The 14,099-nt window shown below is 42.8% G+C and carries 12 protein-coding genes and 1 pseudogene; 5 read left to right on the top strand and 8 right to left on the bottom strand.

Translation table 11 applies throughout. The features are described 5' to 3' along the window. Positions 1–33: 33 nt before the first annotated feature. The 5 genes and pseudogenes from FTW16_RS15965 to FTW16_RS15985 all read right to left on the bottom strand — a co-directional run bounded on the left by FTW16_RS15965 (position 34) and on the right by FTW16_RS15985 (position 5,859). Entirely contained in the window at positions 34–1,053 is a 1,020-nt protein-coding gene (locus tag FTW16_RS15965) for a helix-turn-helix domain-containing protein (RefSeq protein ID WP_146491795.1), read from the bottom strand. Between the two features lie 104 nt (positions 1,054–1,157). Continuing rightward, positions 1,158–2,156 carry a DUF2860 family protein gene (locus FTW16_RS15970; RefSeq protein WP_146491796.1) on the bottom strand — a complete coding sequence of 333 codons (999 nt, stop codon included), beginning with the start codon at positions 2,154–2,156 and terminating at the stop codon, positions 1,158–1,160. 193 nt (positions 2,157–2,349) lie between these two features. Beyond that, positions 2,350–2,931, bottom strand: a pseudogene (locus FTW16_RS15975) (amidase family protein); the annotation flags it as partial. Positions 2,932–3,117: 186 nt separating this feature from the next. After that, positions 3,118–4,362: a lipase family alpha/beta hydrolase gene (locus FTW16_RS15980; protein WP_146491797.1), complete on the bottom strand. Its 1,245-nt coding sequence runs from the start codon at positions 4,360–4,362 to the stop codon at positions 3,118–3,120. A 234-nt stretch (positions 4,363–4,596) separates the two neighbouring features. Next, positions 4,597–5,859 (bottom strand): metal-dependent hydrolase family protein, encoded by a 1,263-nt coding sequence (locus FTW16_RS15985; RefSeq protein ID WP_146491798.1) that lies wholly within the window; start codon positions 5,857–5,859, stop codon positions 4,597–4,599. 304 nt (positions 5,860–6,163) lie between these two features. On the opposite strand from FTW16_RS15985, the gene FTW16_RS15990 reads away from it, so the two are divergent. Beyond that, the gene (locus tag FTW16_RS15990) at positions 6,164–6,643 is read left to right on the top strand and encodes a hypothetical protein (RefSeq protein WP_146491799.1); all 480 of its coding nucleotides are present in this window, start codon (positions 6,164–6,166) and stop codon (positions 6,641–6,643) included. Between the two features lie 435 nt (positions 6,644–7,078). After that, on the top strand, positions 7,079–8,602 hold the full coding sequence (locus FTW16_RS15995; protein ID WP_146491800.1) for a serine protease: 1,524 nt from the start codon (positions 7,079–7,081) through the stop codon (positions 8,600–8,602). A 101-nt stretch (positions 8,603–8,703) separates the two neighbouring features. Here the strand turns inward: FTW16_RS15995 and FTW16_RS16000 are convergent, their stop codons facing one another. Further along, entirely contained in the window at positions 8,704–9,069 is a 366-nt protein-coding gene (locus tag FTW16_RS16000; protein WP_146491801.1) for a YgiW/YdeI family stress tolerance OB fold protein, read from the bottom strand. A gap of 468 nt (positions 9,070–9,537) precedes the next feature. On the opposite strand from FTW16_RS16000, the gene FTW16_RS16005 reads away from it, so the two are divergent. After that, positions 9,538–10,194: a hypothetical protein gene (locus FTW16_RS16005; RefSeq protein WP_146491802.1), complete on the top strand. Its 657-nt coding sequence runs from the start codon at positions 9,538–9,540 to the stop codon at positions 10,192–10,194. A 148-nt stretch (positions 10,195–10,342) separates the two neighbouring features. Here FTW16_RS16005 and FTW16_RS16010 read toward each other — a convergent pair whose 3' ends face one another. Then, entirely contained in the window at positions 10,343–12,061 is a 1,719-nt protein-coding gene (locus FTW16_RS16010; RefSeq protein ID WP_146491803.1) for an amidohydrolase, read from the bottom strand. 125 nt (positions 12,062–12,186) lie between these two features. Further along, positions 12,187–12,363 (bottom strand): hypothetical protein, encoded by a 177-nt coding sequence (locus FTW16_RS24555; RefSeq protein WP_186728082.1) that lies wholly within the window; start codon positions 12,361–12,363, stop codon positions 12,187–12,189. Positions 12,364–12,415: 52 nt separating this feature from the next. Between FTW16_RS24555 and FTW16_RS16015 the strand changes: the two genes are divergently transcribed. Further along, positions 12,416–13,378, top strand: a complete 963-nt coding sequence (locus FTW16_RS16015) for a helix-turn-helix domain-containing protein (RefSeq protein WP_146491804.1) — start codon at positions 12,416–12,418, stop codon at positions 13,376–13,378. Between the two features lie 147 nt (positions 13,379–13,525). Further along, positions 13,526–14,044, top strand: a complete 519-nt coding sequence (locus FTW16_RS16020) for a lipocalin family protein (RefSeq protein ID WP_146491805.1) — start codon at positions 13,526–13,528, stop codon at positions 14,042–14,044. Positions 14,045–14,099: the final 55 nt, after the last annotated feature.

The following is a 14,099-nucleotide window of genomic DNA, read 5'->3' on the forward strand; positions in this document are numbered from 1 at the left end:
TCGTCAATAAGACAGTGCATGAGTGAGTTCTTGTCATCCTCTAAGCTCTGTTGGAGAGTGCCCAGTCCAATTTTTGAATGCTCGGCTGAATGCGCTTGAGTCTGAGAAGCCAAGCTCGTGAGCCACATAGGTAATATTGCCGTCGTTTTGATTCAGTAACGTCATGCTCAGTTCGAGGCGGTATTTATCGAACAAACGACGAAAACTCACACCTTGTTGTTTAAGTTTGCGATTCAGGGTTCGAGGGCTGATGTGAAGATTATTTGCCACGCTATCTAGGTTGGTGTCTTTCACCGCGAGCACTTTGAACGTTTCATTCACTTTGTAGATTAAGTTGGTTTTTAACGTTTTTTCCATCTGTTGGTCGGCGATTCGTACTAACTCTGCATGAAAGTCAGCTTGGAATTGACGAGGTTTAGCCTGGACAAGATTGTTAGGGAAAAGGAGATAGCGGGCGGGGAAGCCTTCCTTCATTTCAACATTAAAGACACGCTCATAGATGCTCAAGAACTCATCACCGATGGTGTTCTTGTGGATGTGAATGGCGAGCTTTTGATTCGGCGCATTAAGGTATTTGCGAACGAGCTTGATCATAATACTGAAATAGAGCCCTAAACTGATGTGTGTCATCAGTGTCGTTTCGTCAATGTACTCGGGTGTCACTCCCCAAAGCTCGACTTCTCCACTCTCTGTTTCACGACTGAATATTTTTAGTAGCGGATGTATATGAATGGAGTATCGACTCAGAAGTTGGCAAAAGCTGGCGAGGTTTGGCGCGGTGAGCATGGCCATTACCGGAGCGCCCATTTCAAGCTCATCGAAATAGCAAGCGGACTCATCAAATAAGTCGATCAGCTCATGATCAAAACGTTGGTAGATATTGTTGATGGCGGTTTGAAGCTGATAAGCCGAGATCGATTCGGCGGAGCAAAGTTGTTTATAGACCTCCGCTCCCGACCAGATATCGCTGCTGTCTCCAATTCTAGCCTGAATAGCAGAATCTAAAGTTTTAAACCAAAATATGGGCAATTGAGTACTAAAACTTTCCACCATAACTCCCTGTTATTGCTGGCGATTGAAGAATGTTCTTCTCGGTAATATGCCCAAATTAAAGGATTTGTTTATGGGTTACAAGCAATGAAAACTTCAATTCAATCTTAGAATTTGTAATCAACACCTACTGAAACCACATATTGCGATGATTGGTAATATTCAATGTTTGAATTCGTTGTCTTCGCGCCGAGCAGTGATACTAGAGACCAGTTTTTTGCATCAAAGATATTGGCGTATTCATAAGCAACGAAGGCTCCAAAGTCTTTGTCTTCACGTGTCTTATTAAAGATTGGGTTTTCTTTATCATAGCTGCGTTTTGCAGCATTGAGTGTTAAAGCAAGACCATGATTTCCGTATCTTTTCGCTAGGTTGATTTCCGCGCCAAGGCTTAAGAACGATAGTGCATCACCCTCAGAATCTGAAGAGAAAACATTCATCGAAGGTGTGAGAATACCTGACCCATCTTTCAAGAAGTACTGGTAACCAGACTTGAGATAAAAGTACTTTCGTTCTCGAGTCATCAGTGCGCGTTCTTCGTCAGTTAACCCAAGTCCTTTTAGACCGGTGTTTTCTTTCTTAACGTCTGACTCACCAGAAGCGACATCGAGATTAAAGTTCGAACCCATTATTCTTGAAAGCTGCATTCGAACCACAGTGCCAGTGAGGTCGGTTTCTTTTCTATTCGAGTCAACAGCATAAGGGTCATCCCATACTTCGCCTGATATCAGAGTTGGTAAGATAGAAAAATCGACCACCATGCCGTTTTCCACTTGCTGCCTATATCCAATTTCAAATGCTAACGTACCTGTGATGATGTCGTCTCTTGAGGTACCTAAGAAAAACTGTTTGTGATTCAAAGCGCCAAAGGTGTATTGCATTGAACCCAAAACAGCGACCATTCCCTCTGCTTCCGTGTTACCTGACGACATTAAATCGGCTTGAGATTGATGATTGCTTTGCCCTACATCGAGGTTGCTTGAGTTTGCGGTGAAGCCTGTTAGGAAGGTCATGTTGCCACTAAAACCTTCGCTTGGTGCTAGAGCTGCGTATGAGTAAGGTGCAAGCGTCAGGCTTGCCAGAAAAAGGGAAATAATATGTTTCATCAATAGACTCGGACTTGAATAATTTTCTAAATTGAACTGCTTCGAAAGTGAATTGCTTTTCAAAAAGAAAAGCTTTCTAAAACGAATAGTTTCCTAAATCGAATAGCTTTCGAGCATGATTAGCGTTTGAGAGTGAATCGCTTTTTAAAGCGCAATCGGGGCTTTTCTGTTTGCCCAAGGCTTGGCGTGTTCTAGTTGATGAGTGAACACCTCGGCTTAGAGCCCACGGATTACGCGTCGCGCCATAAAGTGGGTTTTGCGTGCAGCCTAATGTCATCATCTCAGGGATGTTCGTCATGCCAATAGTGTTGAGCCCTGCATTCTGTGTTGCACGAATAAACCAAGAAGTAGTATCGGGCTTTCTACCTTGGTTTAGTTTCGAACCCATGGTGCATTCAAGACCGACAACATCAACGCAGTCTTTCGCTAAGAAAGGCACGCCGGCAAAAGGTGAGTTCGGGTTAAATGAGTTGGCACGCTCTAGTGCTAACTCAAAGCACTCAGAAACAACGGCATTAACCTGATCGTTTGTCTGGCGAATTTTATAGATTGCTTCTTGTACGAATTCTTTTGGCGAGGCTTTTTTGTCTCTTATCAGATTCGCCATCTCGGTCGCATCCAGCGGCGAGTCAATGGTTTGGTGATCTGAAAGTAAATTTGTTGGCGAAGTTGGCGTTGCATTCGCTAAGGTAGGCTGAGAGATAGCCGCAGCTGAAACTGCACCTTTCCCCATAACTTTGAAAAAATCTCTGCGTTTTAATTCATTGATAGTCATCGTTTCTATCCCAAGTTAGAAAGTCACTATCCTTGTTTTGAAACCTAGCTCGCTAGGTTTAGCTTCGCTCCGTGTGCTTATTTATGGGAGTAGAATAAAGATTGGTGTGTTGGCTTGCAGTGCAAATACCGCCAATGTTCATACCATTCACGCCAACTGGTTTGTCGGGTTATGTATAGGGAAGGGTCATTGCTCTGCTCTCAACCAAAAGTCGGATAGGTCTTCAAACAGGTCATTGTTGTCTAAGATGCTGGTATGGTCTTCATCGTAGCCGAGAATTTGTTCAGCATTCAGTTGAGCTGGACGCGATAATTGGCTCGAAAGGTCGATGACACCATCATTACTTTTGGTATTGAACAGCTCGCCCGAGTTATAGCCAAACGCGAGAAAATGTGGCGTGTTGTTGTCATTGTTATCAGAAAACAAATCAGCGATAAACTTACCGTCTGGGTTTAAATCTATCCAAGCAGGCATCACGACAGGGGCGTATTCAATACCTTGCTTGGCTGATGCCACGCCACCAAATGGGGAAGATATGGTGGTAATGCTGCTAACAAAGTCGCACAACTGCCCAATGCTGCACTGACGGAGACTGTTGGTGGCGATAAGCCCGCCCATACTGTGCGCGACCACATGCAATTGTTGAATCTTGTATTGAGTGACGACAGTGTGCATTAGGTTATTCAGGCCCTTTGAGTTCAAAGCCAAAGACAAACCTGAAGGGTAGTTAAATACCCATATTTGATATTTAGATTGGTCGATTTTTTCAATCAGCGGAGCAAAGTCTAACGCGGTGGCATTGATGCCATGAACAAACAATACAGGGATTTTGTTCGGGTCGTACTCTGATAAAAAGTAGACCCCAGCATTATGCTCGAGCAAGAATGTTAGTGGCTGCCACATCCCGAGCTTGGCGTTTTTTCTGTCAAAAGGAGGATCTTCTAGGCTCACGACAGTGCCAATATCGACAAGATCCAGTTCGATTTTCAACAGTGAAGAGAGTGAGCGATCAACAAACGCGCTTGGGACTTCATTTTCATTAACTTCCAGGGATACTTCAATGGTGGATTTGTCTTGATGGTTACGAAGGTTAATGACACTGAATGCTTCGTCTGCTTGTAGGGTTAAGTCTTGATTTCTATCTTCAAAGACAAGTAGATAATGGATGTTGTTCGATAGCTGTAAGTCGATACGGTCACTAGCGATTATTCCGTCGTAACCATCCACTTCGCTTTTATTGATGTCTTTGATTTGTTCAATAACTACGGCTGAGTCTGTGGCTGGTTGGTTCAAGATAAGCTGGTATTGATTGGTTATAGAATCAATTTCTTTTATTTCATGAGATAGGTTTCTAAAGTTACTGCATCCTGATAGCACTGAGCTGAGTAACAGCAAGGTACCGAGCAATAGTGCAGTAAGTATTAGCTTCATTGCTATTTTATCCTTAATTCAACAACCTGTTTTTAATAGTAGCAAGAAAATACAGAGTAATCTTATGTGTTATTTTTGAGCATGTATTTAGCTCGTGCTATTCACTCAATGACTTGTGCAGGAAAAGGAAACGTTTGGGTCTTGATTTGTACCTCTGAACTAAAAAGGCAAACAACCAAGTCAACAGTCTCGGTTATTTGCCCTAGGTTTATTTTTGGGGAGAGGGCTCAGAGGTTAAAGCGTGTTTTTGTACACTTTACCGTCTTTCATGATCAGCTTTTGTGTCTCTGTATTGGCTACACATGCCACGCCTTCAAGTGGGTTACCGTCGATGATCAATAGGTCGGCATATGCCCCTTCAACTACTTGGCCTAGTTTGCCTTCTTGATAAGGGTGTTGGTAAGTTGACATTTCGAATAAACGTCCACAGTTTGATGTCGCCATGCGAAGTGCGGTGATGGTATCGAATACTTGCTCAATCGCACCCAGTTCGTTCAACTGTGTCGCATGCACATTGGTTTCGCCTACACAGTCAGTACCAAAAGCAATGTTCTGAATATCGTATTTCTTAATCAGTTCTGCCGATTTGAACATGGCTTTGCCCACTCGTTCTGTCTTGCGGTACGTCTCTTCATTTGGCAACGGGATCTTGCGCTCTGCAATCAATGAAGAAGTAAAGTAAGAAGGAATCACCCAGATGCCTTTCTCTTTAATGATCTCTGCAATGTCGTCGTCCATGATAGTCGCGTGTTCGAAAGACATCACGCCTGCTTCTGCTGCTCTGCGCATCGCATCAGAGGTGTGGATGTGCGCGGCGACATAAGTGCCGTAGTCAGAAGCGGCCTCAACTGCGGCTTTCATCTCGTCTGATGTAAATTGCAATGTGTCTAGCGGGTCGAAGGTTGAAGATGCACCACCGCCAGCCATGATCTTGATTTGTGACGCGCCCATGAATAGCTGTTCACGCACCGCTTTCAATACTTCTGAACGCCCATCGGCCACTTTCATTGAGCCTTGCTTCATCATTGGTGAGTCTTCGTGTCTATTGGTTAAACGTTCTTGTGCTTGGTTTTGACGGTAATCCGAGTGACCACACGTTTGCGAGATAGCCGCCATTGAAGGAAGAATACGTGGACCAGTCGCGTAGCCGTTGTCGATACTTTTCTTAAGACCAAGCGTGTTACCCGCTACATCACGAATAGTAGTAAAGCCGCGCATCAGCATCTCTTCTGAAATCTTCGCTGAGCGAATCGCTACTTCTTCACGAGTCATCGTATCAATGACATTGAAAGGGGCAGATAGCGTGATATGAACGTGGGCGTCAATCAGCCCGGGCATTACTGTGCCACCTTGAGCATCAATAATTTCATCGGAAACCGTTGGGTCAATATCTCCAATCTGAGTGATAAGATTATCTTCGATTAGGATAGATACGTTCTCGATTAGGTTGTTATCAACACCGTTAAATACGTTCGCGTTAGTGATTAGCTTTTTCATAGTCTGCACCTTTTTCAAATGAGTGTGTGTCGCTGATGGAATCATCTTATGGCGCGCAGAATTTGAATAATGGCCATTTGGTGACAAGCAATGATGAGACTTATTTTTTGGTGCTTTTCTATATTTTTGAAAATTGCTTTATAGAGGGGAGTGAATTATTGGTGTGAGAAATGATCAATCTATAAAAACTAATAATTTCGAATGGAATTGTTGTGGTGTCATCAAATGGTAAGTTTTGCTTCGATTCGAACGCTAAGATGTATTTCAAATCAAGGCTACTTATCAAATTAGAGAGAGAGACAGAATGACTAAATCAGACAAAGTTTACGGGTTCAACACACCACAACGTCTATTCGTAGGTTACACGTTAGCCGTGCTGGTGGACTTAGTAGTGCTTAACTTTTTCGATGAGTACTGGGACTTCGTCAACATTGAATCTTTCACTATTTCTTTGATAGCGGCGTTGTTACTGCAGTTATTGTTGAAGCTCTCTATTGGCTTAGAGCACAAGGTAGCGGATTACTTTAAACAGAAATCTGGAACGGCACCTAAGGTGTATCGAGCACTGTCGACATACATTATTCTTGTTGGCTCAAAATTCGTTATGCTAGAAGCGATAAACCTTATGTTCGGTGACAAGGTGAGCTTCACAGGCCCTTGGAATGGTGTAGTGGCGTTCTTCGCCGTGGTATTTACGATTCTGATTGCTGAAGTGATTGTATCGAAGATCTACTTTGCTCTGGATGATAAGCCAGACGCAAACTTGAATGAAAAGACAGCCTAAGCGGAAGCTAAGTAAAGTAGAGAGTTTGAAACGAACTCTTGGTTGAGAAGGGTTAGCAGGTTTGCTGGCCCTTTTTTGTTTCTGTTTATCTGCATTCCATTTATTTACTTCTTACGAATTTAATCCTCGCAGCTCTATTTGCCAGTTAAAGTCTTCCCCTATTGGCAATATGAAGAGTATAGCTCTGCCGAAACTATCTTCAGAATAGCAAAATTCGCTGCTTATCCATGATTCTTTTTGTCTTCAAGTTGCTCATCAATTTGTACAGCTAGAGAGGTACGAATAAGTACTGTTGAGAGCTATGTTATTGAATGCTCTCAATTGTCATTGGTGTCGATATTTCTTTACTCAAAAATTAATATGCATTTTGTGTCATATGTGTTTTTTACACATATGTTTGTGAAGGGAACACCACAAACCGATAAAGGAAATCCAATGAAAGTAATCTTATCTAACCTTGGGCTTGCGATAATATGGTTCTTTTCTTCGCTCGTTAATGCACAACCGCACCCTTCCGTTCAACCGTATCCTTCCGTTCAACCGTATCCTCCCGTTCAACCAGATCTTCCGGTTATTGCCGATGAAGTGAAACATCAGTTGTCGAACCAAGAGTTGGTTGAGACATCGGGTGGTACACACACACTGCAACTTGAACACGCTGGTGCGTCATTCATTAAGCTTCATTTCAAGTCTGTTACTGTACCGAAAGGGAGCGTGTTACGTATTAAGTCAAACATTACTGGTGAGGTTGTGGAGTATCGTGAGAGCCAAATAGATTGGTTCGCTCAATCGATTTCCAGTGATTCTGTCGTTATTGAATCAACCTCCAATTCAAACGGGCAGCATGTTCAGTTTGAAATTAATTATTACATGGCTGGTAAAAGTGCAGACGAAGAGGCCTTAGCGACGCTATCGACCTGTGGTGTGAATGAACGCAAAGACGTTGCTTGCTGGGAAGACTCTCATCCAGGTAAAGTGGCTTGGACAACACCCGTTGCAAGGCTTTTAATTAATGGGCGTAGTTTGTGTACCGCCTGGCGCGTTGGGCCTAATAACCATATGTTCACCAATAACCATTGTGTCGCATCTGAGTCTGAATTGAGAAATACAGAGGTGTGGTTTAATTATCAGCGTCGCACTTGTGATGGATCTATGGCCACCATGGTAAAAGTGATGGGGAGCAAAATACTCAGCACCGATTATGATTTGGATTACACGCTTTTCACCGTTGATGATTTCGCCAAAATAGCGTCGTTTGGTTATCTAGGCCTAGATGCTCAAGAACCCATCTTTGGAGATGGTATATACATTCCTCAACACGGAGCAGGCAAACCGAAAGAACTGGCAATTGAAAGTGACCAAAATGGCTCCGGAATGTGTCAGATTGATGTAGCTTCAACTGGTGGTAGAGGTACCAATACTGACACTGGCTACTTCTGTGACACCATTGGTGGCTCATCCGGTTCACCCGTTTTACGCACCGACAATAACAAAGCGATTGCGCTACATCATTTTGGAGGTTGTGAAAACCAAGGCGTGAAAATGAGTAAGATTTGGCCACTCGTGTCTTCATACTTTGGTGATACGTTGCCAGATGGCTCAGTCGGTGAGCCGAACAATGATATTCCTGAGGTCACTTTAGGAAGCGTGACTACCGATCTTGCCGCGACGTCCGGACAACAGAAATTGTTTGTGCTTAAAGCAGCAAATCGCACCACGGACGTGAATATCGTTATCAAGTCTGGAGTAGGGGATGCTGATCTCTACATTCGTTCTGGCGCGCAACCAACGAAAAGTACTTACGATTGCCGACCTTATCGCTCTGGCAACTTTGAAACTTGCGAGGTGCCTAGAGCTGATGAAGATCTCTACATCATGATCAATGCGTTCCGAAGTTTTTCTGGTGTATCTCTTTCTTTATCAAAACCTCAATCAGTATCTAAAAATGAAGTTAGGTAGATTGCTCCCGAAACGTGAGTCATGTGGTTTTGGTTCCTAGTTTATACAAAAAAGGTCAGATAATTACTTCTGACCTCTTTCTTTTTCACTAGGGTTGAAAATTATTTTGCTAGTTTAATCGTGTTCACATCAATAGCGGTATCTTCCCAGTCTTTGTCAACTTCCCCTTGAATTATGAGTTTTGTGTCGGGTGTTGCTTCAATACCGTTCCAATCACGTTGATCAATCTCAATAACCATCTCGCCGGTTAAGTCTTTAAATTGGTATTCTTCATCACCCAATGAAGAAACAATATGACCTGTTAATATTACTGGTGTGTCGTTTTCTGCTTCTAAAGCCATCTCAACAGTCTTTACTTTCACTGCACTTGGGCCGGTAAAGCCACCTTTATCATTTTGAGTATTCTGATCTGCAAATGTACTTGTTGATGATAATGTCAAGATGATTGCTAGTACGAGTTTTTTCATTGTATTTCCCCAGCTCATTTTGTCTTTTAGATACCGATAACACTATGTTATCGGTGATATATTAATTTAGTATAAAGGAGGTATATTATCAATTCTATTTACTGAACACTTATAGGTAAATACCACCCACGTACACGATATTCCTCATTAGAGTAATCCAGGATTGTAAAATTAATCTATTAATTAATCCATGCATATCTCTTTGTAAGTGGGTACCCCTCTCGTTAATTGGTTCTACATGTCCATTTAAACAGAATACTCAATAATTTAGTCTTTGTTAACTATAAGGCCTTTATATTAGTATGGCTAATTTATGGGATTCTTGTTCTTCCATATAAAAACCACAAATTGAAATATTCACAAAACCAATCATTGCTTCAACCAAGATCACAAATATTAATATACAACCTATTGCGCACTTGGTTTCTGGGTTATTTTCCTGCCGCCAATCAAAAAGGAAAAATAATAATGAAAAAAACAATAGCGTTAGTGTCTGTAACTGCCTGCCTAAGTCCGTTTGCTTATGCTGATAATAGTAACGTTATCACCGGTGAATCGCCTGAAGGTGTCTACGTTCAATACCAATCGATGAATCAAGTGGCTGAATCGATGAAGCAAGATGGCTTTACGATGCATCGCTGTGGTATCAAGGCCCTTCGTAACAATGTCCAATCTAATCAGAGCTTTGAAGTTCCCCATAGCCAGATCCAGTGTGTTTACTCCAAGCCGGGAGTATCAACAAGTGATGAATCTGAGTTGATCTACTGGCACCTGAATGTGCTTTACAGCATGGAAAATGAACACTTTATTGCGGAGAGTGAGTTTACCGAGCGCTACACTAGCGAGATCTATACACATAGTCCTGAGTATCTTCTTGATATCGGTCCTCATTACTACCGTCAGCGTTCTGAAGTTGAAGCGTTGGGAATGAAGGTAGGTGAATGTAATCTACAAAAAATTTATTACTTCAGCGCTCCAACAGAAGAGTCATACTTATCCGATATTGCATCATGTCCAGTGTATAAAACAGATGGAGAACTGTCTGGGAATATTATAGTGGAAATTAATCACACACCCGCTAACTTTGGTTACAGTGAGCGACTTGTTAATTTTTACACTATTTAATCGTGTGAAAGTTTGAGCGGATTTTTATATTAATAATCTGACCCATATTCATTTGATTATTCTAATTTAGTATTAAATGAAAAAAGGGTTGGTACTAAATACCAACCCTTTTGACAAATTATTATATTTAAATTTTTACGTTACCTCTTTAGTTAGAGACATCGTAAACCACATCTCCACGTAATATGGTCATCAACACCTGCGTTTTGGCAATGCCTCTTGCTGATAAAGTGGTGATGTCACGGTCGAGAATGGCGAAGTCCGCTGACTTGCCTACCTCAATCGTTCCCGTTATATCGTGAATTCCTAGACTTTTAGCTGCGTTGAGCGTGTAAGCGTCGATGGCTGTGTATATATCGGTTAGACCGGTTTTGCCCATGATCAAGCTATTAGCAATGCCCACCAGTGGGTTGATGTCGTGCACATTCCAATCACTGCTCAATGTGATATTGGCATCGGTTTTGAGTATTGCGTCGAGGTTCATCATGGCTTTTGCGCGTCTCGCACCTAAGAAGGCATTAGCCCATTCGTGATCGTGCTGTGCTACGTAGTCTGACCCGACCTGGAAGTCCGCCGAAACATCGAGTTGTTTAAAGCGTGGAACGTCCTCATCATTGATTAATTCAACGTGGGTTAGCGTGTATGGCTTTTGTGAACCTTGTTTACGTACGCTCTCGATGGCATCTAAAGACTCTCGAACCGCGCCGTCACCAATGGCATGTATGTGGGCACTAAAGCCGATTTTTTCTAGGGCCGTTAACCACTGTTTCATCTGTGCTGGTGGAATGTAGTTCAAGCCATTAGGAGAGTTTGGTAAGTAAGTATCTAAGTAAGGAGCGAGCGTTTTTGCCGTGCCATTGATAAAGATGCCATCGCTGTACATTTTCACTTGATCGACCAGCAGTAGACGGTTTTTGTCATCGGAATACATCTTCTCAAACACTTCTAATTGAGAGGGCATTGCCATTGATGGGTAAACCCAAGGGCGTAATGACACGCGAGCAGTCAAATCCTGGTTTTGCTCCGCTTCGAGCCAAACATCATACCAACCGCGTTTCCAGTACAGTCGACCGTCACCTATGGTGGTGATACCGTGTGCTGCCGCTTCTTCAAGTCCGTACATTAAGCCTTGGTAGCTTTGCTCAAACAGTTCGCTTTGGCTGTTCCACGCCATCTCCATAATTTGGTCGCCAGCATTATCCAATAAGATGCCATTGAGCTTGCCGCTGTCTTGGTCTTTTAAATAGGCGCCGCCTTGTGGATCTGACGATTGCGGACTAATTCGGGCGATTTTTAGTGCTTTTGAGTTAACCCACATTGAGTGTGAAGTCTGCTCCATGATCACGACAGGTCGGTCGGGAAAGACACTATCGATGATCTCAAGTGGTGTGTATTCCGAATCGCTGTCGAGTGTAGACTCCAGAGAAAAGCCATAACCCATCAGCCAACCTCGACCATTGGTTTCGGCATTGATTTTACACGCTTCTAAGTAAGGGATTTGCTCTTCGAGTGTGGCTTCCGAATCCAGTTCGCAATTACCACCCAGTTCAGAGGCGGCTTCAAAAACATGGTTATGATTGTCAATGAAGCCCGGTAGTACAAAGGCATTTTCCAAGTCTATGACATCGGTATTCAGCCCTTTAAAAGTCTGCGCCTGCTCGTGGTCGCCAATGAATATGATCTTGCCGTTATGGGTAACGATCGAGTCTGACTCTCGATGCCCGTATATATCGGCATTAGTGAAGATTTGGTCAGCCGCTTGGTCTTGATTGGCTGCGTTGGCTTGTGCAAGAGCCGGTGATACAGCACTTAGACCTGTGATTAAGATGGCCAATGCAGTGTGTGGCAGGGTGAGCTTGTTGTTCATTATTGTGTCTTCCATGTTCCACTGTGTAATAAGTATAGAAAGCGGGTGGTCAGTGGGAAACTCTACATGAATGACAAATAAAAACGGTATTTAATCAACAAGCTGTCGTTTGAATGAGCCTTTGATTACGACTCTTGCCTCAGGCTTTTACGCAGATCTTTTTTGTATTCGTCATAAGAGTTGTAGCCATAGAGTTTCCACGTGTGATCACCTTTAATATTGTGGCTGTAGGTGATTTCTCCGATCCACTGCTGACGTGTTGCATGAATCATATAGCGTATTTTTAATAATAAAGTGTCCATAGTTGCTCTCCTGATTAAGTTCACCTGCAGTATATTTAGCGGTGACCACCGGATGAGTATCGTTAGCGCAATGTCCAATACTTTTCAGTCAAAGTGCTTATTTGAGTGGTTTGATGGGTATACTTTCAGTATTAAAGGGTCATTGAGTGTCGTAATGAAAGGTTACTTAGAAAAGGTGCCGCAGCGGATTGGTGCGTCATGGCGGTATAAGAAAATAGTAGAAGGCTGTAAGAGCTATGGTTGGCACCGACATGAAGAGTATGAGATAGCGATTCATCGTTACTTCTCGGGGCACAGTTTTATTGGGCACCACCAAAGCGATGTGTTTCATAACCATATGATTTTGGTTGGTCCAGACTTGCCTCATGCCATTTATTCGGATGAGAGCACTGATGACTCACGTGTTTGCGAAACCCATGTGATTTGGTTTCGTAAAGATTGGATTGAGCCGTTGATTGCGTGCTGTCGTGAACTTGAACCGTTACGTACACTGCTAGAAGACTCAAAGAAAGGATTGCAGTTTTCCCTTAATACCGCTGAGAGGGCAACAAAACTGCTAGATAAGGTGATGGATCAGCCTCCTCATCAACAGCTACTGACTCTATTCTCTCTGTTTGCTTTGCTGATTGATGACCAAGAAGTCGTGCAGTTAATTAACCCAACTTTTAACTCGGTTGAAGAAGACGAAGTCAGCGACAAACTAGATAAGGTCGAAGCCTTTCTGATGAATCATTTTATCCACGATATTTCAGTAAATGACTTAGCTAGCCATTTGTATGTTAGTGAAAGTAGCGTCAGGCGCCTGTTTCAAAAGCACTACAACGAGAGCTTCAGTCAGCGGTTGAAGAAAATTAGATTAAATGTGGCGTGTGATTTACTGCTAAATACACCTCTGCCTGTGAATCTGATTATGGAAAAAGTCGGTTATGACAACCAAGCTAACTTCAATCGCCAGTTCAAATCTTATAAGCAGGTGACTCCTACTCAATATCGAGAGTCAATGAAGCGACTTTGATTTATTCACCAACGAAACGATTTCTATAAACGTCTGAATAATTTAATGTTATATGAACCATGCTAATGGGGTTCACGTATTAACAAGGACGTAAGTTAAGACTCAAATGACTTACTCGTATTACGATTAAAACAAGTCGAGGTTAGGATGAAGAAAATACTTTTGCTGCTGAGTGTGATTTTATTGGGCGGATGCGTTGGCATGCCAGAAACCGTCAAGCCAGTTCAGCAGTTTGAATTGGATCGATATTTAGGGAAATGGTACGAAGTGGCTCGCTTAGACCACTCGTTTGAACGCGGCTTAAGTAATGTGAGCGCTGAATACAGCCTACGCGACGATGGCGGCGTGAAAGTGATTAACCGCGGCTATTCGGCTGAAGAGGGCGAATGGAATGAGGCTGAAGGCAAAGCGTACTTTGTTGAAGGTAGCGACCAAGGTTACTTAAAAGTGTCGTTCTTCGGTCCGTTTTATGGTGCCTATGTGGTGTTTGAATTGGAAGAGGAAGGATACCAATACGCGTTCGTTTCTGGGCCAGACACTGATTACTTATGGCTACTAGCAAGAACTCCTGAAGTCGCACCAGAAGTGATGGAGAAGTTTAAAGCGATGTCGAAAGATCGTGGGTTCAATACCGATGAGCTGATCGTTGTGGAACATACCCAATAAACCGATCGCTGTTATTGGTGAGAGTGATTGATAAGGCACAGAGGATGAATTTCTC

The organism is Vibrio sp. T20, from assembly GCF_007858795.1.
GTDB lineage: Bacteria > Pseudomonadota > Gammaproteobacteria > Enterobacterales > Vibrionaceae > Vibrio > Vibrio satsumensis.